The following is a 24,348-nucleotide window of genomic DNA, read 5'->3' on the forward strand; positions in this document are numbered from 1 at the left end:
CACAATTATCCTCCCATGGGCTGACGCGGATTGAAGTTGAATGCGCCGCCAAACTGACGGTATGCCTCGCGTTCATTATCAGTAGTGGCTGGCGGCGTAACAGTTTGCATCACTATATACATATCCCCCGGCTGCTTTGCTGGGATACCGCGGCCCTTGAGGCGCAGTTTTTTACCATTGGTGCTGTTTGCTGGAATGGTCACTTTAATGGGGCCATCGGGAGTGGGTACCTGAACCTTGGCTCCAAGCGTTATCTCCCAGGGAGCCAAAGGCAAATCCAGGTAAACCGTTTTACCTTCTGTATGGAAAAGGGGATGGGGGTTGAAAGCAATTTCCAGGTAGAGATCACCTGGCTTACCTTCTCCAATGCCAGGCTCACCCTGTCCAGCCAAGCGAATCTGTTGCCCTTCAGTGATCCCCTTGGGAATTTTTATATTAAGAGTGCGCTCACGCAGTTGCGGTCGCCCATCTGCACCCAATACCGAGTGCTTTAAGGTTACTTGGCGTGTACCGCCACGATAACTATCTTCTAGATCTACTGTGATGCGGGCATAGGTATTTTCACCCTGGGCACTGTAAGAGCGGCGCTGCCCTTGCCCATAAGCCTGACGAAACCCGCCGCGGCCAAACAAGCTTTCAAAGAAGTCACTAAAAGCTTCAGGATCAGCTTCGGTATATCCACCACCGTGAAACTCAAAACCCTGGTCCCAATTGGGGGGCGGTCGAAAATCCTGGCCAGACTGAAAACCACTACCGAGCTGATCGTAAGCAGCTCGCTTCTCTGGGTCCTTCAATACTTCATAGGCCTCATTTACTTCCTTAAAGTGTTCTTCGGCGCCCTCCTCTTTACTGACATCCGGATGATATTTACGTGCTAATTTTCGATAGGCACGCTTAATCTGTGCCTGACCCGCACTTCGATCCAGGCCGAGTATTTTGTAATAGTCCTTGTATTCCATGGCTTTAATAAAAGCCAAAGATGGTGCATTTTGCCATGCATAATTTAATTAATTAGCAGAAGAATATGTCAGTGATGAGTGAATCTGCCAATCTAATTTAAGAGTTATTAGGATGCGGAACAAACAGCATTTAGGTGAAGACACTGAGGATAATTATTAAACTTCAATATGGCGCATTTATACTTTAAGTCCAGCAGGCATACCGCAATACATATATTATATTTGACGCCGAATTAAATTCGGCGCCAAATACCACAGGTTAATGACCTGTTTCATACCACATATCAGCACTCACATACTCAATACTGCCATCAACATAGTGAATATATGCTTGGCCTTGATTTGTTGAATAGGCTCTTACAGTCACATTGCATGAGAGGCCTGAACTACAACCTTTTATCCAATTTATTCGATCAATAGACTTGGTTATATTCGTAATAGTCCATTTTCCAGAGGTGGAATTTCCAAAACTAAAATCTATCCCCGTGCAGCTAGAGGTGCCATTGCCAAAAACTTGACCTCCAGACTTTACATTGAGCTGACACACAAGATTAGCAGATAGCGCAGGCAACGAAATAGATGCACCCACTAATAGTAAACTTGCCAGTAATAATTTTTTGATATCCATATACCTAACCTTAAGTTTAAATGTCTCTATTATTTTTTTAAGTAAACAACGAAATTGAGGTTATCATTGAATAGTTGGGCTTCCTATACGACTCCAAAAATACACCAGAAAAATAAGCTAACCAGTTATCAAATCAAGACAATTAAATTCCATTAATTCAAAAATGCAATGTAATCAAATTAAATCTGTAATTTTTACGAATATGATCACTTGAAAATAAATCTATTTGTACATGAGAGTATAATGGAGCTAATATTTCAGGGAAGCCACGTTAGTCAGCCCCACTGAAACAGGACATATTGATTAGGCGTTAACGTTCAGCAGAGTAAGGATCTTCCGCATTTAAATAGGCCAAAACATCTACTTTCTGTTCGTTTGAATTCAGCCACTTGCGAACTTTTTTAACTTCATCATATAAGTCATCGCCAAATTTACTCCGATACATTTCAGAAAAAGTCTCTTGGGCTTTGTTCTCCCTGATCTTTTTCTGCCATTCATGAGTAACTAAAAAGTTAAGTGAGCCAGCGAGCCCTTCAGCTTTTAGTAAATCCCACTCGCCTTTATCTAACCAAACTCCACCGACAACAGTGCTGTAATCAATACGATGTTCACTACTAGCAATAATTTTTATCTTTTGCATTATGGAGCCAGACACAGGGCACAAGATAGCTCGCTTAGTATCTTCGGCAACTACATCATTAAGATTACTAATGTCTTCTGAAAATTTGTATTTAGGATTTTGTCTTTTCCAGCTTAAGTAATCTTCAATTAGAATCCAGTTACCTTCACAGGAAGAACAAGTATATCCACGAAATAACTTTTCGATAGATCCTGGTTTAAGAACGCCATCTTTACAGCTGGTACAATTATGCATATTAAACTCTAAAATATAATTCCCTAATTACGAATAAATATGACACAAACTAAACCATCTTACAGACAATTTAATTAACTAAGATTAAACACACTTAATTTAACTTCCAATTTAACACTCAGTTTCTATGTGCTTTATAAGAAAGGCCGCCAGGACGGCCCTTTCAAGTTCAATAGAAGTTATTTTAGGTTTTCAAATCAGCACTTAACATATTAGAAATTTTCTCCCCCCCTACTTCCTTAGAGAAGTCATATAGGGAAATGCCTTCTTCTACATAGAAATTTGCATTTGCTCCAAAACTTAACAAAAGGCTAACCATTTCAAAATCTTTTAAGTAAACCGCGTATGTTAACGGGCGATAATAATTATTTATAGTGCTCTTGTTTACATTGGCACCATTAGTTAAAAGGCGACTTACCCTATCTATATCACTGCTCTCTATCGCCAACAATAAAGCTGTTTTACCACCATCAAGTTCATGATCTATATCTTTCCCTAAATCAATTATCTTAGGAATTATTTTTGATACTTGATCACTATCAGCAAGTTCAAAAAATAGGTGGCCGTCTGAATCACCAGCAGCCTCCGCCCGTCTTAAATTTGATTCTGCTTGTTTTCGGTTAAAATTATTGTCTAGCTGATGTACCCACTTCATATAATACGAAACAGCCAGAACTGGACTATTCACTTTACAGCCGGATTTTTTAGCTTTAATGGAACTATCTATTGCCCCATCATACCATTGCATATAATGAAGTCTTAGCTTTGCCTGCTGCTGTAAAAAACATTTTTCAGAGTGAATTTTGTCAGCAGAAAATGAGTACAAATCATCAGCTTTTTTTAATTCACCTTCAGAAATTAAGAATTCAAATAACTTGCTATTTCTTAGAATCCAATAAATTGGCCTCTGATTACGAGATACATCTGAAGACTTATCAATTGCCATCAAATATTGATTAATAGATTTAGCTTTTTCGCCTTGCATTTCATAGTTCAAACCCCAATTTGCATACAACCATAAATTGTCAGTTCCAAGTTTTTCAGCAAGGATATATTCATCATTTGCAGCCAAATATTTTCCCTGATGTGTATATACATATCCCAATAGGACATGAGTATCAGCAAATTCAGGTTCAAGATCATTGGCAATAAGAATTAATTTTTCAGCTTTTTTTACACCAGCTGGCCAGTTCGTTTTCATATGAAATCTAGCCAACTCTAAGTACGCCCTATAGTACTCTGAATTCAAACTTAATAATTCATCCAAAATTGCTTTAGCTCTATATATGTTATCCCTATAACCTGTATTAATTAAACTATAGGCTTCCTTGTACATTCTATCTTCGACTTCACTACCGTTTGGAACGTCAAAATTAAGGATTCGAGAAAGACTATCGACACTTAAATTCTTTTGCTTTAGAGAGGTTAATTCTTCAGTTTTAATTAAGTTATCGTCTGATATATGCTCGCCAGATCCTATATAAACTTCCCCAGCTTTCACCTCATTATTTTTCACTTTAATTAAAGGTGTACCGTTTGTAGATATCGCAAAAACTCTACTTATGTTTTTAATCGTATTGACATCTAAAAATCGGCTTAATGTTAAATTATTTTTAGAGAAATCATATGCAGGCCTAAATGTATCAAGCTTTTCAATTGGGAAACCGTTAAGCAGAAAATTTTCTATTAAGTTTTCAGAATATGAGAGATTTCTATTTACATTTAATTTATCCACGCCTGCATATTCTAACTTATTAATAGTTCTAGATTTTAGGATTTTGTCAGCATATTCCGGACCTGGCCAGGTAATCTGTAGAGGAACAATTTCCTTTAAAAAAGTGTCCTCGCGACTATATATATGTACTTCGATTTGAGAAGTTTTTACAGCAGAAAACTTATTTCTATTTCTCTGTATATACAACTTTAATGTATTAAATCCTGGATTAACTCTCAGCGGCGCATATCCCCCAGTTATTTCAGAGATGTCGTAGCCTAAATTTGCATGCCCTATATTTTCACTTACCCATATATCCAGAATAACTTCTGCTTCAAAATAATCTACCCTTGCTAGGGATACATCAAGTACTTTAGTTCTATTATCAGAAAAATCATTGGCTAAAATATTTACAGAAAATGAAAAAATATAAAGAACAGAAAGAATAATATATAACTTCCTTTTCATAATTGTACCTATAGCTTCCGCAATTAAAATCTATGTAAGGTACAATTATAAAAAGAGTTTTTATTAATAGATAGAATAAAGGACAGTGATGATAACTATATCACAAAAATGTTACTCAAAGGTTAATCACAATTCAGCTAATATCTAGAATAATAAAGAGAGAGTGCTCTCTCTTTATTATTTAATTAAATATTGACCAAATTATTAAGATTCTATCTCTCTTGAAGCACTGAAATCAGCTACACCAGCTTCTTTTAACAACGAATCGACTAGTGGCGCCATAGCCCGATGTTTTAGAGCACTACCCACCAGAGCCTCAGGCAAGCTTTGTCCTTTGGATTCAGCCTCGCCATCTAAAATGCCGCTGCTTGCTCTACCATCAACACTATTTAAGCCTTCAACAGAAATAATTTTCATGCCTTCAATACTCTCCATCGGCTTAACGCTTTCTCGGATAATATTGGGCAGATTTTCGTGCAAGCTGAGCACCTTCTTAAGGGCAATTTGGGCTTCATTCAGGCTGTTATAGGCTTCATTCATCAGGCGCTGACCCTCAGCGTCCACTGCATATTTTTCACGATCAGCTTCAACTTTAATACGAATAGCCTCAGCTTCAGCTGCAGCCTGCAAGCGCAACGCTTCGGCCTTATCTTCAGCAGCCGCTTTCTCCGCATCGGCCATTACTTTAATACCCGTGGCCTGACGTTCCGCTACTTTTTGAGCTTCAATAATTTCAATGCGCTTATCACGCTCTGCAACTTCAACATCCTTGGCAGTGCGGACTTGTTCTTCGGCTTTTACGGCTTCAGCCCGGGCCACGTTTGCCTGTTGGTCAGCAAGGGATTGCTCTTTTGATTTCTCCGCAACGGCAATGGCACGTTCCTGTTCAGCAATTTCTACCGACTTCTCTTTGGAAATACGCTGTTCATCGAGAATACGCTCACCTTCAATCTCTTGTTCTTTCAAGCGACGCTCTTTCTCGATTTCCAGCAACTTAGTTGCCTGTTCCGCAGCAATTTGGGATTGACTCACTTCACGCTGGGCTTCAATTTCAGCCTTGCGTGCTGCGCGTTCCTGCTCTGCTTGTTCACGGGCAATATCCGCCTTCTGAGCAGCTTCACGATTTTCCAGCTCGCGCTGCTGCTCCAGATGTGCGTAACGTTTTTCTTTATCAATTTCTAACTTTTGGCGTTCAGCTTCGAGGTTTTTCTTCTCGATCTGTACCATAGTTTCTTGCTCGACATCATTGACCTCTTTACGACGCGTCTCAATAGAGCGGGTCATGCTGGCGAGGCCCTCAGCATCAAACACATTATCCTGATTGAAGAATTCTTTATGGGTTTGATCCAAACCGGTCAAAGATACAGCCTCGAGTTCCAATCCATTTTTTAATAGATCTTCGGAAACTACCTGCTGAACTTTTTGTACAAACTGACTGCGCTGCTCATGTAATTCAGCCATTTCCATTTCAGCTGCTACAGAGCGTAACGCATCAACAAATTTACCCTCGATCATTTCTTTTAATGCTTCGGGGTCTAAAGTACGCAGCCCCAAAGTCTGTGCAGCATTGGCTATCGCATCTACATCCGGTTTTACCCGCAGATAAAATTCAGCAAGTACATCAACACGCATACGATCCTTGGTGATCAGCGCTTGATGCTCTTTACGGGAAACCGCCAGGCGTAAAGTATTCATGTTCACAGGAATAATTTCATGTAGAACCGGTAGTACCAATGCACCTCCATTCATTATGACTTTTTGACCACCCATACCAGTACGCACAAATGAGCGCTCTTTTGAGGCTCTTGTATACAGGCGCGCAAAAATAGTTCCAATAACAATTAAGGCCACTAGTACAGCCCCGGCAATAAATACCATAACCGGTAGGTTTCCTATCACTTCTAGATTCTCCATTTAGTTATTCTCCATAAGATGTATACTGCTGGGGCGAGTTACTCGAAAATGTGCTCCCAGCTCTTCAACCAGTAACACCTTATCCCCCTGATTAAATGTTTCACTTTCATCCGGTTCCACCATTACATAGTGTGTGGTTCCGTATTCATCACTAAAACGTGCTTCTGCTGGTGAACCGATTTCTGCTTTACCGATCGTAATAATCGCTACACGGCCAATAAAGGAATTTCTCTCAACTGCCTCGGATTCATCACCCACAGCAAAGCGCCGCATAATGTTGCCAACAAAACGTACCTGAGGTAGCGCAAGAAAAAAGACTGCTACAGCAAGTAAACCGCCTGGCAATAAATATCCAACAAGAGACTCTATGAGCATTTGGGCTACTAGGCCGGTCACTCCAAAGCTAACCAGAAAAGTTACTAACAGTATAAGTGCAGGAACTTCACCGAAACGCAACCACCCAAGCATCTTAGTCATCCCGCCAGACAACCCTGTATCTGGCACGTCAACATCAAAATCTGGTAATAAATTATCCAGTAAATCTGAAATACCAACACCAATCAATGTCATGACACCTTCAAGAAGCGCTATCATAAACATTAAAATCAGCGCACCGGTAAAGATCAGGTTTTGGTCTTGCAATAAAAATATCATCAGCCCCCCGATTTAATCTTGGCTAAACGTTCTTTCACACGATTATTTCGCGCGAACTCCTCAAGTTCTGCTAATTTGCTGGCATCTATCCCAGAGTCGAATGTCGATATAGCTGTATTACCTACTGCTCGATTAAATGCATCGGTAGCTTGTTCTACCTGGGCTTTTGGCTTTCTATCCCTACCATATTCATCCGCAGCAACTCTACTACCTACCTTTTTATTGATTGCAATAAATTCTTGTAATTGTTCACGCATTTCACGTTTCTTACCTTGCAGGGCAAGAATATAGGAACCTAGTTCCTTTATTTCTATCTCATTTTCATTGATCGCTTTTTCTAAGATTGGAAGTTGCGCCTCAATATCCATTTGTTTGGCAATGGCGACTTCAGCCAAATCATCACGACCTTCATTTATAGCAATATCAATTTGTTCAGCTAAACGCTTATGACGAGCATTTTCATCGCTTAACGCTCTACTATTTAGATACTTGGATGCCTCAACTTTCCCTAGCTGATCTCGCACATCTGCAATTGCATCATCCACCTCCCGAATTGCCTGCTCCATCACTGACTCTGGTGCAGTGGCTTCAACCGAGTCCACGACGGCATTGGCGGACACAGAGATTAAACGTGATATGCGCTTTATAAACCCTTCACTCATAACTTATCTCCTGCTCCCAAATACAAGAATCCACCTTATCATTAGCTACAAATTTCAAGTGATGTCGAAACAGTATCCAATCTCTCACCATGGATACTGTTTATGTTTTCCTGCTGTGACGACAAGACAATTTTTCTGCAAAGTATTACGAGTCTGCAGCAGAGTTTTTATAAGTAGCTCAATAGGATTGGAATCAATACTAAATTATATCAATGCCGTATTCTCTACGAGCAATTCCAATATCACTCAAATTAGTAAACTGCGATGACTTTTTCCCAAACAACAAGTCATTAATGGAAGGAACGCTTCTACACAGGAAAGTTATGACCGGGCAGATTTTTTTTGCTCTGTCGAACCTCTCTCTACAGCAACCAATTTACGCATTTTTTACTTTGTGTGACAGCGCTACTGTGATCGATCGACACCATGGTAGGCATAGTCATCCGCCGGTAAACACGCCGAAATTTACTGGAGTCCATTGAGCATGACGTTCCTTTGCCTCACATGCATATAAATGTACACATACCAATAGAGTAGGTCAATCAATAGGAGATAAAATGAGTGGATGACAAGTTTTTAAACGTGGGTCGCTTGCTTTTATGCTTTGCTAAAGTAGCAGCTATTAGCGCTGTAAAACTGAACATTGTGGTTGGCATATAATTCAAAAATCAATTACACGCTATAACAGCAGGCAAATAGTGACATAAAATCGACGCCAACTTATGGTTTTGAAAATATGAACGCGCCCGGCTCTAATTCATCCTTTGAGTGCTTGGGAAATCCTATTCTCAATGTCGATAGCTATAAAACTAGTCATTATCTGCAGTACCCCCCAGGAACATCACATATTAGTAGTTATGTAGAGTGTCGTGGCGGTGAATTTGCGTCGACGGTATTCTTTGGCTTGCAGGCGTTTATCAAGCAATACCTGAGCACCCCCATCAGTTTTCATCAAATTAATGAAGCTGAAAATATTTTAAAACCCCATGGACTGCCATTTAACCGTGATGGATGGAATCATATTTTAAACGACCACAATGGTTTAATGCCCCTTGAAATTACAGCGATAGAAGAAGGACAAGTAATTCCAGTAACCAATGTTTTAGCTCAGATTGTTAATACCTGCCCCTCCTGCTTTTGGCTCACCACTTATATTGAGACCGCACTTTTACGGAGCATCTGGTATCCATCAACCGTAGCTACCCAGAGCCGCGAAATAAAGAAAATTATCTCACAATATTTATTTGAAACAGCGGAAAATCTGGATACGCTGGAATATCGTTTACATGATTTCGGGGCTCGGGGAGCCAGCAGTCTCGAAACAGCGATGCTGGGAGGTATGGCTCACTTAGTTAATTTTAAGGGGACTGATACGATATCCGGAATATTAGCCGCAAAAAGATTTTACAACGCCGCTGTACCTGGAGCTTCCATTCCCGCCGCTGAACACAGCACAATTATCGCTTGGGGACAACAGCATGAGGAAGATGCTTACCATAATATACTTGAGCAATTTTCTGGGGAAGGAAAAACTGTGGCTGTTGTCAGCGATAGCTACGATTTGTGGAATGCTATAGAGAATATCTGGGGAAAAAAATTAAAGGATAAAGTTACTCACAGTGGCGGCACATTAGTAATAAGGCCTGACTCCGGCGACCCAGAGGAAGTCGTGATAGAAGCAATAGAAAGATTGATGCGGATATTTGGCTCGCAGAAGAATAAAAAAGGGTATCGATTACTACCCCCATTTATTCGCATTATACAAGGAGACGGTATCACCCGCTTTGTAATCCCGAAAATTCTCCAAGCAATGAAAGAAAACAATCAAAGCACAGAAAATCTGACCTTTGGTATGGGCGGAGGATTACTACAAAAAGTTGACCGCGATATGATGGGGTTTGCTATGAAAGCCAGCGCTATCTGTATCAATGGCCGTTGGTACGATATTTTTAAGAATCCGAGAACCGGACCCGAGAAAAGGTCCAAGGGTGGCCGCCTTGCCTTGATTCGCAGCGATGATGGTGCACTTCGAACTATTGCGCAGAGCGACCTAAAATCAGAGGCTAACCTGCTGAGGCCGGTTTACCGCAACGGTATCCTGCTAAAGGACATTACTTTCGACAAAGTTCGAAGAAATGCTGCCCTCTGATTCCCGTTCCACCCTCACAACGTCTTACCCCTACGAAACTTCACTTTACCGAGCGAGTACTTTACAACTTTAGGTTGGTCCTGTTAGTTGTGCGTATCCAAAGTCTGACCTCCGTGCACACAAGGCCTCCAGCGTCAGTCGTAATAACAATAAGTACCCGCAGAGAGTGCTCGTGCTCTCGTGGGGTAAAGGTAGCCAATGGAAAGAAGAAAATTCCTCAAGATCGCCGGCGTCGGCTCCAGTGGTATTTTGTTGCCTCTACAGGGCATTCAGGTCAGCGCGGAGCAGCTGCTCAATGAGGGCATGCACAGCTCCCATAAAAGACACCTGGCTGATGTAGTCCTGAATACCGCGCGCAAGGCCGGGGCCAGTTATACCGATGTGCGTATCGGCCGCTATCTGAACCAGTACGTTATGACCCGCGAAACCAACGTGGAGAATATCGTCAACACAGAATCCCTTGGCGCTGGTATTCGTGTGATCGCCAATGGTACCTGGGGCTTCGCCGCCACCAACGACCTTACAGCGGATGGCGTCGCCCTTGCCGCGCGCCAAGCAGTAGCCGTAGCTAAGGCCAATGCCAAGTACCAAACCGAGCCCGTGCGTTTGGCACCGGTAAAAGGCGTGGGCGAGGTTTCCTGGCAGACACCTATCGAACAAAATGCCCTGCAGGTCCCCATCAGTGAAAAAGTCGATTTCCTGATGGATGTTAACAATGGGGCACTCAAAGCTGGGGCCAGCTATATCCGCTCTTCCCTGTATCTGGTCAATGAGCAAAAGTACTTTGCTTCTAGCGACGGCTCCTATATTGACCAGGATGTCCATCGCCTATGGGCACCTATGCAGGTGACCGCTGTTGATAAGCAGAGCGGTGCTTTCAAGACTCGCAACGGTCTCAGTGACCCAGTGGGGAGAGGCTATGAATACCTGGCCGGTCACGACAAAGACAAGATTCGCGGTCAGACCACGCTCTACAAAGCTTCCTATGATATGGCCGAGGATGCAGTGCTTGCAGCCGAGCAAGCCCAAGCCAAGCTATCAGCCAAGTCCATCGATCCGGGCAAGTACGATTTGGTACTGGAACCCTCGCATCTGTGCCTGACCATCCACGAATCTGTGGGCCATCCTCTTGAGCTGGACCGCGTACTGGGTTACGAGGCCAACTATGCGGGAACTTCCTTCGCCACCCTGGATAAGTGGCGCAGCGGTAAATTCCAGTACGGCAGCGATAAGGTCACCCTGTTTGCCGACAAGGTACAACCGGGTTCCCTCGGTGCAGTCGCCTATGACGACGAAGGGGTTAAAACCAAGCGTTGGGACTTGGTGAAAGACGGCATCCTGGTGAACTACCAGGCTACCCGCGATCAGGTGCATATGATCGGCCAAAAGGAATCCCACGGCTGCAGCTATGGCGATAGCTGGTCCAGCGTGCAATTCCAGCGCATGCCTAATGTCTCTTTGGCGCCAAGCGAAAAAGAATACTCGGCAAAATCCATGATCCGCGATGTGGAAAAAGGCATTTACATTGTCGGACGCGGTTCTTATTCCATCGACCAGCAGCGCTACAACTTCCAATTCGGCGGGCAGCTGTTCTATGAGATCAAAAACGGCGAGATCGTCGGCCAGGTTGAAGACGTCGCCTACCAGTCCAACACCCAGGAATTCTGGAATTCCTGCTCGGCGATTTGCGACAGCAGTGATTACCGCTTGGGCGGAACCTTCTTCGATGGCAAGGGCCAGCCGAGCCAGGTGAGCGCAGTCTCCCACGGCTGTTCCACCACCCGTTTTGACCAAATTAATGTAATCAATACCAAGCGCAAGATTTCCTGAGCGGCGCACAAGAATAAGTAATTGGAGAAAAGGCAATGGCCATTCTGAGTAGAAGTGAAGCGAAGCGTATTCTCGACAAGGTTTTAAAATACAGCCGCGCCGATGAAGCCAGCGCGCAGCTGGCCGGCAGCGAAACCGGCAATATTCGCTACGCGCGCAACAGCGTTTCCACCAGTGGTATCGTCAACGATATCGAGCTGGCCGTAGAGGCCCGTTTCGGCAAGAAATCCGGTGTGGCCACTATCAATGAATTCAGTGATGCCTCCTTGGAAAAAGTGATGCGTCGCGCCGAAGAGCTGGCCAAGCTATCTCCGGAAAACCCGGAAGCCATGCCGATGCTGGGACCGCAGAAATATGTCAGCGTAGACGGCTTTGCCAAGTCCACTGCAGATATCACTCCAGACCAGCGCGCCAAGGCTGCGGCAGATTCCATTATTGCAGCCAAGGAAAAGAAAGTGGTTGCCGCAGGTTACCTGGAAGACCAGCGCTCTTTTGCTGCAGTCGCCACCAGTAAAGGCTTGTTCGGCTACCACGCTTCTACCTCTGCCAATTTCACTGTAACTATGCGCACCGAGAATGGTCTGGGTTCTGGTTGGGCCGAAAGTGACGTTACCGATTTCGGTGCAATGAATACCGGCAGTACCTCCTCTGTCGCCATCGACAAAGCAGTCCTGTCCCAGGAAGCCCGTGCCCTGGAACCGGGCAAGTACACCGTGATCCTTGAGCCCAATGCGGTGTCCGGCCTGGTGGGTTACATGATGAGCGGCTTCGATGCGCGCAGTGCCGACGAAGGCCGCAGCTTTATGAGCAAAAAGGGCGGCGGCAACCGGACCGGCGAGAAGATGTTCGACAAGCGCGTAAATTTCTACTCCGACCCCACCAGTCTCGATGTGCCGGCTCAACCCTGGACCGACGGTGACTTTGTGCAGCTGGGACGCACCGAATGGGTGAAAGACGGCGTAGTGAAAAACCTGGCGCGCAGCCGCTACTGGGCCGAGCAAAGCAAAGGCGAAGTGGTCCCCGAACCCAACAACCTGATTATGATCGGCGGCGATAAAACCACCGAAGAACTGATCAAAAATACCCGCCGAGGCATTTTAGTAAGTCGCACCTGGTATATCCGTATGGTCGATCCGCAGTCCATGTTGCTCACCGGCCTCACCCGCGACGGCACCTTCTATATCGAAAACGGCAAGATCAAATACCCGGTGAAGAACTTCCGCTTCAACGAGAGCCCGGTAATCATGCTCAACAATATCGAAGATATGGGTGTACCCCAGCGAGTGGGTATGTGGGGCATGTCCGCCATGATTCCCGCGTTGAAAGTGCGCGACTTCACCTTCAGCAGCCTTTCTGACGCCGTATAACAGCCAGCACCCATCGAGGATAACGAAATGGAAAGAAGAAAATTTCTCCAGCTCAGCGGTGCCGGCCTGGGTGTTTCCATGTTGCCGCTGTCCGGCAATCTGGTTGCCGAGAGCAAACTGACGCAAAGCGGTATTGATCTCTCAGTAAAAAAAGAATTTGCCGATGTCTCCCTTAATACCGCCACTAAACTCGGCGCCACTTATGCCGATGTGCGTATTGGTCGCTACCTGAACCAATACGTGATCACCCGCGAGATGAAAGTGCAGGACGTGGTGAACACCGAATCTATCGGCATGGGGATTCGGGTTATTGCCAACGGCACCTGGGGCTTTGCTGCCACCAATGACCTGACAGCCGATGGCGTCGCTCGCGCCACCCGCCAGGCAGTAGCTACCGCCAAGGCCAACTCCAAGTACCAGCAGGAGCCAGTTCAGCTGGCTCCGGTAAAAGGCCACGGCGAGGTGAGCTGGCAGACACCCATCCAGAAAAACGCTATGCAGATCCCCCTGGCCGACAAGGTGGACCTGTTAATGGACGTGAACAAGTCCGCTATGGATGCCGGCGCCAGTTATATCAATTCCATGTTGTACCTGGTGAATGAACAAAAGTATTTTGCCTCTACCGACGGCTCCTATATCGACCAGGATGTTCACCGTTTGTGGGCGCCCTTCTCGGTCACCGCAGTAGACAAGAAAACTGGCGGCTTCCGTACCCGCCAGGGCCTCAGCCAGCCGGTAGGACGCGGCTTTGAATACCTGGATGGCCGCGCCGAAGACAAGATCCAAGCGCAGACAGTGCTCTACCGCGATTCCTACGATATGGCCGAAGACGCACGCCTGGCGGCGCAACAAGCCAAGGAAAAGCTTACGGCTAAATCGGTCAAACCGGGCAAGTACGACCTGGTGCTGGACCCAAGCCACCTCTGGCTCACCATACATGAATCCGTCGGCCACCCACTTGAGCTGGACCGCGTGCTCGGCTACGAGGCCAACTTTGCCGGAACCTCTTTCGCCACTATCGATAAATGGCGCAGCGGCAAATTCCAATACGGCAGCGACAAGGTCAACCTGTTTGCTGATAAGGTACAGCCCGGCTCTCTCGGCGCCGTCGGCTACGACGATGAAGGCGTGAAGACCCGCAACTGGGATCTGGTAAAAGACGGTGTGCTGGTGAACTACCAGGCCACCCGCGATCAGGTACATATGCTGGGGCAAAAGAAATCCCACGGCTGCTGCTACGCCGACAGCTGGTCCAGCGTGCAATTCCAGCGCATGTCCAACGTTTCGCTGTTGCCTGGCAAGGAGGAGCTGAGCGTCGACGATATGATCAAGGATGTGGAAAAAGGCATTTATATTGTGGGTGCCGGTTCCTTCTCCATCGACCAGCAGCGCTACAACTTCCAGTTCGGTGGACAGCTGTTCTACGAAATTGAAGACGGCAAGATTACCGGTATGGTGGAGGACGTCGCCTACCAGTCCAACACCCAGGAATTCTGGAATGCATGTTCGCAGGTCTGCGACAAAGATGATTACCGCCTTGGTGGTTCCTTCTTTGACGGTAAGGGACAGCCGATGCAAACCAGTGCGGTATCCCACGGTAGTTCCACTGCACGCTTCGACGGTATCAATGTGATTAACACCAAGCGCAAGCTGGGCTAGCCATTGATCCAGGCGGGAGCTGGCCAGCAAACCTGTCAGCTCCCTGCATTGAAAATAAATGGGTAGAAGGAAAGAAGGTGCTCCGTTCGAGACCGTATGAGGCATGGATGCCGATTACGAGCGTACATGGATGTATTTACAGCGTGTCTCGAACGGAGCACCTTCTTTCCTTTGCTCTCAACAATAAAAACCAACGCAGTAACAGAGTTATCCCGTGTCCCTCACCCGCAAGGCTTTTCTTCAGCGCCTGATCCTGGGCAGCTGCGCCGCAGCATTGCCGCTGGGTACACGCGCGCAAAATACCGCACCGGGTAGTGCACAGGAGCACTACGATTTTTATTTCACCCGCTTGATGTACGAGTCCGGTGACTGGGATGTGGATCAGCGCATGCCCTCCAACCTGCTCAATTCACTGGTGGAATACACCAATCTCAGGGTTGATCCCAAAGAGCACATAGTGCCGCTGGCCGATAAGAAAATGCTGCTGGCGCCTTTTTGCTACCTGGCCGGACACAAGCTGGTGCAATTCACTACGGAAGAGGCAAAGAATTTTCGCGATTACGTCAATCGCGGTGGCTTTGTATTTGTTGACGACTGCAACCACGATATCGACGGTCTCTTTGCCAAATCCTTCGAAGCGCAAATGGCCGAGCTGTTTGGCGAAGACTGCCTGCAAAAACTCCCGGACAATCACGACCTCTACCGCTGTTTCTTTCAATTCGATGAATTGCCGGTAACCAGCTTTGAATTAAATGGCTGGGGTGATGATCTGGTACACGACTACCTGAAAGCCATTGTTGTAAACGGCCGTATCGCCGTGCTTTACAGCAACAAAGATTTCGGCTGCGAATGGGACTACGACTACCGCAACAAACGCTGGCTCGCCATCGATAACACAAAATTTGCGGTGAACATTGTTATTTACGCACTGACGAGCTGATTATGCTGACCACCCTGGAAAATAGTATCGAAGAACAACTGCACAGCCTCGACAATCTTCAACAGGAAATTGCGCGGGTGATTGTCGGCCAGAAACCTGTGGTGGAACAGATGCTGATCTGCCTGTTGGCCGGCGGCCACGCCCTACTCGAAGGGGTGCCGGGACTGGGTAAAACCCTGCTGGTAAAAACCCTCGCCGATGCCAGTGCGCTGGATTTTAAGCGGGTACAGTTCACCCCGGATTTAATGCCCGGAGATATTCTCGGCAGTGAGATCCTCGAAGAGGATCACAGCACCGGCAAGCGCTTTTTTAAATTCCAGCAGGGCCCGGTTTTCACCAATATCCTGCTCGCCGATGAAATTAACCGCACACCGCCGAAAACCCAGGCAGCCCTATTGGAATCCATGCAGGAAGGCTCGGTAACCGTGGGCGGTAAAACACTGAAATTGCCCGATCCCTATTTCGTACTGGCCACACAAAACCCCATCGAGCAGGCCGGCACCTATCCCCTGCCGGAAGCTCAGCTGGACCGCTTCCTGTTAAATATTCATATCGACTATCCCGATGAGCGGGATGAAGTTGAAATCCTGCGCTCCACCACCGGTGCCAGCAGGGTCAAACCCAGCCCCAGCCTGGATGCGGAGCAATTGCGCGAAATGCAGAAACTGGTGCGGGAAATTCATGTCAGCGACGATTTGTACCGCTACGTGGCGGCACTAGTGCGCGCTACCCGTATGGAAACCAGCGGCAGCGATACCCTGCAACAGTGGATCAAGTGGGGCGCCGGCCCTCGCGCGGGGCAGGCTCTGATTCTCGCCGCCAAGGCGCGGGCCCTTTTGCAACGACGCCTCGCCGTCACCCGCGAGGATATCCGCAGCTTGTTACTGCCAGTGCTGCGCCACCGGGTGCTGCTCAGCTTCCAGGCCCAGGCCGATGGCGTGCAGATGCCACAGCTGATTGAAGAATTACTGGCAGCGGTGCCTGAACCGGGCCAGGGCTAATCAGCGTGGAATACCTGTCCCCCAAAACCCTGGCCAGCTGTCGCGATCTGGTATGGCTATCGCGGCATATTGCCGAGGGCGTGATGCTCGGTGTGCAACACAGCCAGCGCCGTGGCACCGGCCTGGAATTTCATCAATACCGAGGCTATCAAGCGGGTGATTCCATCCGCCATATCGACTGGAAACTGTTTGCCCGCAGCGATCGCTACTATGTGCGCGAGACCGAGCAGGAGAGCCGTATGCACGTGTGCTTTGTGCTCGATACCAGCGCCTCCCTGAGCCAGGCAAGCTTTGTCGAGCCCAGCCTGAATAAACTGCATTACGCCAAGTGCTGGATTGCCAGCCTCTGCTGGCTGCTCAACGCCCAGGGAGACAGCTATTCCCTATTGGCGTTTAACAGCCGTCGGACGGTTTATGTGCCCGAAGGCCAGGGCGAGAGCCACCAGCGTCAAATCGCTCTTCAGCTACAACAACTCGACGCCAGCGACCACTGGCCAGATCACACTCAACTGGCGCCACTGTGGCAATACTTTGAGCGGCCCTGTCAGGTGGTGTTACTGAGTGATTTTTTTGAACAGGGTAATGAGATCGGCGATTTTGCCGCACGCCTGCATGCCGCCGGCCGCCCCTGCCTGCCACTGCAATTGTTAATTGAGGCAGAACAGACTTTTCCTTTTGGCGGAGAGCTAAAGCTGCTCAATCCAGAAGTAAGCGCCAGTACTCCCGCTACTTTAGAAGTGGATGCCGAGCGGCAACGCCAGTCTTACCTGGATGCTTTTGCTCAAGCGCAGAGCGAGTTAAAAGCACGCTTTGCCACACAGGAGTGTTCACTGCAGACCGACCTTATCGAGCAGCCTGTGGAAAAGTCACTGCGGCAATTTATTCAACTGCACGGCAGGTTGTGCTGAGATGTTGTGGATAAATAACTTATTTCAATCCCCACAGTGGCTATGGCTATTCACAGCCCTGATTATCCCTGTCGCCATTCATTTGCTGCGCCGAAGTAATCCACAACAGGTCTCCTTTGCTGCGCTGCAATGGGTACAAAGATATTCACAGAGTCGCGCGCGCCGCCCTATTGTGGATAACAAGTGGTTGCTGCTATTGCGCCTGCTAATCGTCGCCCTGCTGGCAGGTTTATTGGCAAAGCCGCTGATTAAACGGGAAATTTATCCCCAAGAGGGCGTGATACTGGTAGACCCCAGAGTTGAATCAGGGGAAGCGAATACATTTATCCACAATTCACTGCCGCAGCTTGTGGGGGAAGGTAATAAAGTACTGTGGTTATCCCCAGAAACGCCTTCCGTAACCTCACCCCCACCACAAAATGTGGACCTGTGGAAAACTCTATCAGCACTATCACGCCGGGCGGATTTGCGCAGGGCTCATATCCTGTTGATAAACAACGGGGTTCCAGCATCCCACCAGGCACTAAGAGTCAGTCCCCACTGGCAGTGGCACGGCCTCGACAAAACATCCACAGCTACGAGCCCGGTATTACCAGGTATCGCTTTAATGGGCAAACCGCCCAGCTGGTGGGCGCCTGTGCTGGAAGACTGGCAAGGCAATATGCCGGGACTATCGGTGCATATTCAGGAACAAGAAGAGACACCCGATGCCGAGCAGGCAGATTGGTTGATCTACACGGGCCCCGCGCCCCTGCCACAAGCCGTGCTGGAATTTGTTTCAGATGGCGGCCTGTTAATCACCGACAACAGTATCCCCCCTGCCGATAATCTCAACTTCGTTGCTGTGGATAACAGCCAGTCAGCTCAAGCGGCCTCAATGGGACGGGGAAGTTGGCTGCGCTACGAAAGTGACTGGTACAGCGAGGCCTTTTATCGCCGCGCAGATTTACCTGAACGTTTATGGCTGCACTGGTCTGGGCAAGACTGGGCTCTGCAACACCAAAATCGTGGCCACTGGTCTGCCAATAAAGTAGTGGCAGACATAGCTGGGGCAGGCCTTCCTGTAGAAGACAGCGAGGTAGAAAACCGCCGTATTGAACAACTGCAACCCTGGTTAATAGCCGCCCTACTGTTACTTCTGGCTTTTGAACGCCTAATTGTCCTATCGCGACCTCCAGCCATCATGGCAACCGATAGTAACGGGGAGGCCGACCATGGATAAGCGTGAGTCCACCCTTAACGCTGTGCGCAGGCACTGGCAACTGACAGCCCTGCGGCCCTATCTCTGGCTTGCCACTGGCCTCAGCCTTCTGGCTGGCTTGGGCATTTTTGTATTCGGCTGGCCACAGTGGCTATTGCTCGCCTGGCTCGGAATTATTGTTGTAGCAATTCTATTGGATCGCAGCTGGCGCCCAAGCCCTGAAAGCCTATGTCGACAGTTGGATGGACAATATCCACAGCTGCAAGACAGCAGCCAGTTGCTTAGCCAACAGAAAACCAACCTAAGTCCATTGCAGCAATTACAGCGCACGCGTATCGAAACAGAGCTGCAACAACTGCTGGAAAGTGGCGACCGGTCGTTTTTCGGTCCAAAAAAACTCCGCAGTACCCTGACAAATGCCTTCGGTGCCTGCCTGGGACTATTGTTATTTGTACTGAGCGATTCTCACTTGATTGGAGATAAAGCTGAGACCACGCAACAAAATACAGCTATTCCCGTTGCCGAAAAACTTGCCATAACGCGCGCGGCAACCCATATCCAGCCGCCCGCCTACACTGGGCTCGCAGCCGACAGCCAATCCTTACAAGTCGATGTGCTGGAGCAGTCTGCAGTCGAGTGGCAACTTGAATTGAATCAACCGGTGCAAGGGCTGGAAATGTTGGCCGAAGCTGAGCGCTTCACCTTTTCTCCGCTAGGTGATCTACCCAGTAAAAAATGGCAATTACAACGCACTATCGCTAAGGCAGACTTTTACCAGCTTTCAGTGCAATTCGCGGAGAGCCAAATACTTTTGCCGGAAATCCATAATATTCGGGTGCATAAAGACAGTGCCCCGGAGTTTACCTTTGAGGCACCCAGTCTGCGCGTCGATACCATTCAAGGGAGCACCCAAGGTATTCCCGTGAAAGTAATAATTAGTGATGATTACCAGGTGAGTTCTGCAGATTTATTGGTCACCCTCGCCAGCGGCACCGGGGAAAATTTACGCTTTCGCGAAGAGCGTATTCCACTCACCAGTTTGCAATCCACTGCTTTATCAACAAGCCTCTCGGAAGATAAGAAAGCAGCTCGCTACGATTTCACCCTACCCATCAATCAGTTTTCCATGGAAGCGGGAGATGAACTCTACTGGTATCTGGAGGCCAGGGATAACCGCGAGCCCAGTGCCAACGTTGCCAAGAGCCAACACTTTATCTTGCGCTGGCCGCAAGAAGAGATTTTCGGGCTGAGTGACAGCGAGGGTATGGCGATTAAGATATTACCGGAGTACTTCCGCAGCCAACGCCAGCTGATTATTGACACCGAGGCCCTGCTAGCCGAGCAAAAGCAGCTGCATCCGCAGGAGTTTCGCAAACGCTCCGAGGGTTTAGCCTATGAACAGAATTTGCTGCGCATGCGCTACGGCCGCTTTCTCGGCGAAGAGGATTCGGAAGCGGAGCATTCTGGAGCAGAGAGCGAGAAGCACGATGATAAAGAGGAGTCCGAACACGGCCACAGCCACGAGCATACAGAACAAGGTGAGCACCAGTCACATGGCGAAGAAAATGCCACTCCCTTTGCACAGCGAGACTCCCATTTCCAACAGGCAGAGCGCATAGCTGCTTCTGCCGGACACCGGCATGACAGCTCAGAGCATGCCACCCTGTTCGACCCCCAAACCAAGGAGCTACTGCGCAACGCGCTGAATGCCATGTGGAGTTCCTGGCGCGACCTGTCGGTTATAGAGCCCCAAGCCTCCCTGTCCCATCAGCACCGGGCTCTGCGCTTTATCAAAGAAGTACAGCAGGCTTCGCGTATTTACTTACAGAGAGTCGGCTTCGAGGCGCCCCCCATAGACGAAAGCCGCCGGCTTAGCGGTGAACGGGAAGACGTAGCGCCAGAAACCCTCGACAGTGCATTTGAACAAATACAAAGAGCACAGGTGCTCGCCCTAATGGCCCAGGTAGATGCTGGCGCCGAACTCGATACTGATTTGCTGGTGCAGATAAGTGAGCTAGCCACAGAGCAATCATTAGATCTCGGCCTGGAACTGTCCAAACAGCTGCGTTTATACCAGCAGCGCCACCAGCAACCGAATTGCATTGATTGCACAAACTCCCTGAATCAGCTGCTCTATCAGCTACTGCCAGCACCGGAATCTGCGCCTTCACTGCCTTTGCAAACTGAGGCCGACGGCCATTTCAGCCGTTGGCTACACCAGCAAGGGGAGAAATCATTGTGATTGATTTCTTGATACCCGGCCTGTTCCTGTTGGCCTGCTTAGCATCACTCGTACTATTGCGACGCCGAGGTGCCAAGCCGTTCGACTATGGCCTGCAACTGGCGATTTGGTTGAGCGCCTGGATACTTTGGCAGCCGCCGGCAATCTTTCCCGCCGAGCGCAATATCTCTATCGACAGCAAACAGCTGGCGAGCTCACATCCAATAAATCTCAATGGTGTGGAAAATATCTCCCTCAATGGGGAGCCACTCGGCCGCGACAAACTTCGGGACCTGGCACCAGTGCGCCTGGAGTTATCGAAGATCCAGGAATCTGATGGCCGCTGGGAATTGGACTGGCAGCGGCGAATTACCCTGGGTGATCCTTTAAAGTTAAAGATTCACAACAACCAGTCACTGACTGAAAACGTAAAAATTAGTTTGCTCAATCCCTACGGCCATATTGAAGACAGTCTTGAGCTGAAAGTGGGAGAAGCAATTCAGGCACAACTCACTGCCACTCCAAAACTCGCAGGCCCCCAGCTATACCGAGTACGGACGGAAAGCGAAGCCGGCGAAACCCATACAGATCCTTTACCCATCCTGGTGCGTGAACCGCTCCAACCCAAATTGTTACTGTGGCTGGCACGCCCCTCTTTTGAGACGGCCGCCCTCTCTCGCTGGCTGCGCCAATCCGGTGTAACAGCACAAGTGATGACCCAGTTGGCACCTGAAATCATAAGAAAAGAAACTCTCAACGGCCTTCCACTTACCGAGTCTGCGGATTTATTCACGAATGAAAGTCCCTTCGATTTAGTGATACTCGACAGCAGTTTGTGGCCACAATTTTCCGCTCTGCAAAAGCGTCAGCTCAACGAACTGGCCACTACAAAGTCACTGTTATGGTTAGTCAGTGACGATAGCTCTGAAGAGTTTCTCCAATACGCTGCTGCCCAATCCATGCCTCTACAAAAGGAAGAAGCCACCCACTTACATTCCGGCTTTGGCTACCAAAAAGCGGACAATCCGGAGATTCCCCCACTGCGTAATCTTGGCTTCAAAGTCACACAGCCCGGCTCCTACGACTTTTTACTGGGCAATGGAGAGCCCCCACTTTTCTGGGGGCGTTCGACTGAGACACAACACCTGGGGTTTATCCTATTTAGTGACAGCCATCGCTGGTTAACCAGTGGCTTTACTACTGAATTCGCCAGCCTGTGGAAGTCCATTATTGATTACCAACTCAAGCATTTGGGTAGTCAGCAGCCAGTAATCCTCTCCAATGAGTTACCGCGTACACAGGAACGCATCACCCTATGCAGCCCACTTTTTTCTGATCAGAGTCCATTCTTATCAGAGTTTCAAGATAGCTCCCGCTCTACCAAAGGAATCGCCGCAAGCAGAAGTTCCCAGGGTCAGTGCTACAGCTTCTGGCCCCAAAATTCAGGTTGGCACCAGCTTTGGACTGAATTGAAAGGGGAGTCGGTACTAGACTTCTATATCTTTGCCAAAGAGGACTGGCCTCTATGGCAGCAGTCCCTGAATGCCAGGGAAACCCAACTAATGGCTGCCGCACGTTTGGGGCCAGAAGCAAATAATCACGCAAACAGGGTTTTGTTGGGGCGCCAATGGCCGGCCCTTATATTGCTGTTACTAGTGTGTATAAGCTGGTGGCGGGAACGCAGGCTTTTGAACAGATCACGACCCTGAGGGCTGCACCGAGGGCTTATTTCCGGGCTTAGCCTCTTGCTTGGGAAATATCATCTGGTCGACGGGATACCCCAAAGCTTTGGCCTTCTGTAAAAACTGCTCCAACACATCCTTGGGCATGGTTGGGGTGCGGGACAATATCCACAGATAGGATTTATCGTAGCCAGATACCATCGCGTATTGGTAGTCATCCGATAGAGCAATCACGATATAGGATGAGTAAAAGGGGCCAAGAAAAGAGACTTTCAAATGGCCCACATTTTTCGGGCCGACAAACTCGGCCCTCCCCTCCGCCATTTGCCAGGCATCACGCGCTTTTGAATAGCCGGTATTGATCACCGCGACAGAACCATCATGGTTGAGACTGTAGTCGGCAGTTACCTGGGTCAGGCCGCGCTCGAATGAGTGATCCAATCGAGCAATCTCATACCAGTGACCTAAATATCGCTGTAGCTGGAAGTTTTGGACAGGCTCAACCCCCTCCGGCACCCGGGTACAGGCACCCAGCCAGAAAAAGGAAATCAGTAATACACCCAGTGAAAACAGCTTCATCTAGCCACTCCCAGCAAGCTCCCCTCAAGTCAGAATAGAAGGCAGGGGTTTCACAAGATCAGGATAGTTTCGGGAATCTGTATTTCACCCATAAAAAAACCACCGCGAGGGTGGTTTTTTTATCGCTGGACTGACCAACTTATTTTTCGACGAAAGCGCGCTCAATCACATACTCGTGAGGTACACCTGCGCGGGTCTCCTTGAATCCCCAGTCATCGAGGATATTGGTGAGATCCTTCAGCATTGCCGGGCTGCCGCACAGCATAAAGCGATCTTCCTCAACATTCGGCTTGGGCACACCCAGATCGGTGAAAAGCTTTCCGGACAGCATGAGATCAGTCAGGCGGCCAGTATTCCGATAGGGCTCACGGGTCACGGTTGGGTAGTAAAGCAGTTGCTCGCGTACCATCTCGCCAAAGTACTCGTGTTCCGGCAATTCGTTCTCGATCTGCTCCTGGTAAGCCAGCTCAGAAACATAGCGAACACCGTGAGTAAGGATTACCTGGTCAAAACGCTCGTAGACCGTGGGATCTTTGATGATGCTCATGAAAGGTGCCAAGCCAGTACCCGTGGACAGCAACCACAGGCGTTTGCCCGGCAGCAGGTGGTCCGCCACCAGAGTGCCGGTGGGTTTTTGGCTCACGTAGATCTCATCGCCCGGCACAATCTTCTGCAGGCGGGAGGTCAGGGGGCCATCGGGAACCTTGATACTGAAGAACTCCAACTCGTCTTCGTAGTTGGCACTGGCAATAGAGTAGGCGCGCAGCAGTGGACGGCCATTGTCCTGCTGCAAACCGATCATCGTGAAATGTCCGTTCTCAAAGCGAAAACCCGAATCCCGGGTGGTCTTGAAGCTAAACAGTGTGTCGTTCCAGTGATGGACTTCCAACACCTTCTCTATATTCAATTTGGACATAAACTTAAAACCGGTTATTCCA

General features: G+C 48.3%; 19 protein-coding genes. 10 read left to right on the forward strand and 9 right to left on the reverse strand.

The genetic code is table 11. From position 1 onward, the window contains the following. Positions 1-5 precede the first annotated feature (5 nt). The 7 genes from ACJJIL_RS21800 to ACJJIL_RS21830 form a co-directional block, all read right to left on the reverse strand. On the reverse strand, positions 6-959 hold the full coding sequence (locus ACJJIL_RS21800) for a DnaJ C-terminal domain-containing protein (RefSeq protein WP_445360750.1): 954 nt from the start codon (positions 957-959) through the stop codon (positions 6-8). A 259-nt stretch (positions 960-1,218) separates the two neighbouring features. Continuing rightward, positions 1,219-1,587 carry a hypothetical protein gene (locus ACJJIL_RS21805; protein WP_282930449.1) on the reverse strand — a complete coding sequence of 123 codons (369 nt, stop codon included), beginning with the start codon at positions 1,585-1,587 and terminating at the stop codon, positions 1,219-1,221. Positions 1,588-1,897: 310 nt separating this feature from the next. Beyond that, positions 1,898-2,461 (reverse strand): TFIIB-type zinc ribbon-containing protein, encoded by a 564-nt coding sequence (locus tag ACJJIL_RS21810; RefSeq protein WP_445360751.1) that lies wholly within the window; start codon positions 2,459-2,461, stop codon positions 1,898-1,900. A gap of 184 nt (positions 2,462-2,645) precedes the next feature. Beyond that, complete coding sequence (locus ACJJIL_RS21815) at positions 2,646-4,643, reverse strand: ankyrin repeat domain-containing protein (RefSeq protein ID WP_445360752.1); 1,998 nt, start codon at positions 4,641-4,643, stop codon at positions 2,646-2,648. A gap of 204 nt (positions 4,644-4,847) precedes the next feature. Next, positions 4,848-6,557 (reverse strand): flotillin family protein, encoded by a 1,710-nt coding sequence (locus ACJJIL_RS21820; RefSeq protein WP_445360753.1) that lies wholly within the window; start codon positions 6,555-6,557, stop codon positions 4,848-4,850. Continuing rightward, a complete protein-coding gene (locus ACJJIL_RS21825; protein ID WP_282930452.1) occupies positions 6,558-7,211 on the reverse strand; it encodes a YqiJ family protein in 654 nt (217 codons plus the stop codon). It lies immediately after the preceding gene. Next, positions 7,211-7,873: a PspA/IM30 family protein gene (locus ACJJIL_RS21830; RefSeq protein ID WP_445360754.1), complete on the reverse strand. Its 663-nt coding sequence runs from the start codon at positions 7,871-7,873 to the stop codon at positions 7,211-7,213. Before ACJJIL_RS21830 ends, ACJJIL_RS21825 begins: the two co-directional genes overlap by 1 nt. Before the next feature lie 736 nt (positions 7,874-8,609). Here ACJJIL_RS21830 and ACJJIL_RS21835 point away from each other — a divergent pair. From ACJJIL_RS21835 to ACJJIL_RS21880, 10 genes are all read left to right on the forward strand, one after another. Further along, positions 8,610-10,022, forward strand: a complete 1,413-nt coding sequence (locus ACJJIL_RS21835; protein WP_445360755.1) for a nicotinate phosphoribosyltransferase — start codon at positions 8,610-8,612, stop codon at positions 10,020-10,022. Between the two features lie 198 nt (positions 10,023-10,220). Next, on the forward strand, positions 10,221-11,852 hold the full coding sequence (locus ACJJIL_RS21840; protein ID WP_445360756.1) for a TldD/PmbA family protein: 1,632 nt from the start codon (positions 10,221-10,223) through the stop codon (positions 11,850-11,852). Between the two features lie 35 nt (positions 11,853-11,887). After that, positions 11,888-13,219 (forward strand): TldD/PmbA family protein, encoded by a 1,332-nt coding sequence (locus tag ACJJIL_RS21845; protein WP_445360757.1) that lies wholly within the window; start codon positions 11,888-11,890, stop codon positions 13,217-13,219. A gap of 27 nt (positions 13,220-13,246) precedes the next feature. Beyond that, positions 13,247-14,878, forward strand: a complete 1,632-nt coding sequence (locus tag ACJJIL_RS21850; RefSeq protein ID WP_445360758.1) for a TldD/PmbA family protein — start codon at positions 13,247-13,249, stop codon at positions 14,876-14,878. A gap of 214 nt (positions 14,879-15,092) precedes the next feature. Next, on the forward strand, positions 15,093-15,818 hold the full coding sequence (locus ACJJIL_RS21855; protein WP_282930459.1) for a DUF4159 domain-containing protein: 726 nt from the start codon (positions 15,093-15,095) through the stop codon (positions 15,816-15,818). 2 nt (positions 15,819-15,820) lie between these two features. Further along, positions 15,821-16,819: an AAA family ATPase gene (locus ACJJIL_RS21860; RefSeq protein ID WP_444940293.1), complete on the forward strand. Its 999-nt coding sequence runs from the start codon at positions 15,821-15,823 to the stop codon at positions 16,817-16,819. A gap of 5 nt (positions 16,820-16,824) precedes the next feature. Further along, positions 16,825-17,727: a DUF58 domain-containing protein gene (locus tag ACJJIL_RS21865; protein WP_444940294.1), complete on the forward strand. Its 903-nt coding sequence runs from the start codon at positions 16,825-16,827 to the stop codon at positions 17,725-17,727. Between the two features lies 1 nt (position 17,728). Next, positions 17,729-18,949 carry an N-terminal double-transmembrane domain-containing protein gene (locus ACJJIL_RS21870; protein ID WP_445360759.1) on the forward strand — a complete coding sequence of 407 codons (1,221 nt, stop codon included), beginning with the start codon at positions 17,729-17,731 and terminating at the stop codon, positions 18,947-18,949. Then, a complete protein-coding gene (locus ACJJIL_RS21875) occupies positions 18,942-21,170 on the forward strand; it encodes a hypothetical protein (RefSeq protein WP_445360760.1) in 2,229 nt (742 codons plus the stop codon). Before ACJJIL_RS21870 ends, ACJJIL_RS21875 begins: the two co-directional genes overlap by 8 nt. Then, a complete protein-coding gene (locus tag ACJJIL_RS21880; RefSeq protein ID WP_445360761.1) occupies positions 21,167-22,858 on the forward strand; it encodes a hypothetical protein in 1,692 nt (563 codons plus the stop codon). The genes ACJJIL_RS21875 and ACJJIL_RS21880 overlap by 4 nt, the downstream gene beginning before the upstream one ends. On the opposite strand, the gene ACJJIL_RS21885 is transcribed toward ACJJIL_RS21880, so the two are convergent. Both ACJJIL_RS21885 and ACJJIL_RS21890 read right to left on the reverse strand, forming a co-directional pair. Further along, positions 22,847-23,410, reverse strand: a complete 564-nt coding sequence (locus tag ACJJIL_RS21885; protein WP_444906728.1) for a lipocalin family protein — start codon at positions 23,408-23,410, stop codon at positions 22,847-22,849. The two genes, ACJJIL_RS21880 and ACJJIL_RS21885, sit on opposite strands and share 12 nt — an antisense overlap. 139 nt (positions 23,411-23,549) lie before the next feature. Further along, complete coding sequence (locus ACJJIL_RS21890; protein ID WP_444918708.1) at positions 23,550-24,326, reverse strand: ferredoxin--NADP reductase; 777 nt, start codon at positions 24,324-24,326, stop codon at positions 23,550-23,552. Between the last annotated feature and the right edge of the window lie 22 nt (positions 24,327-24,348).

The organism is Microbulbifer maximicatervae (SeqCode) (genome assembly GCF_052468095.1).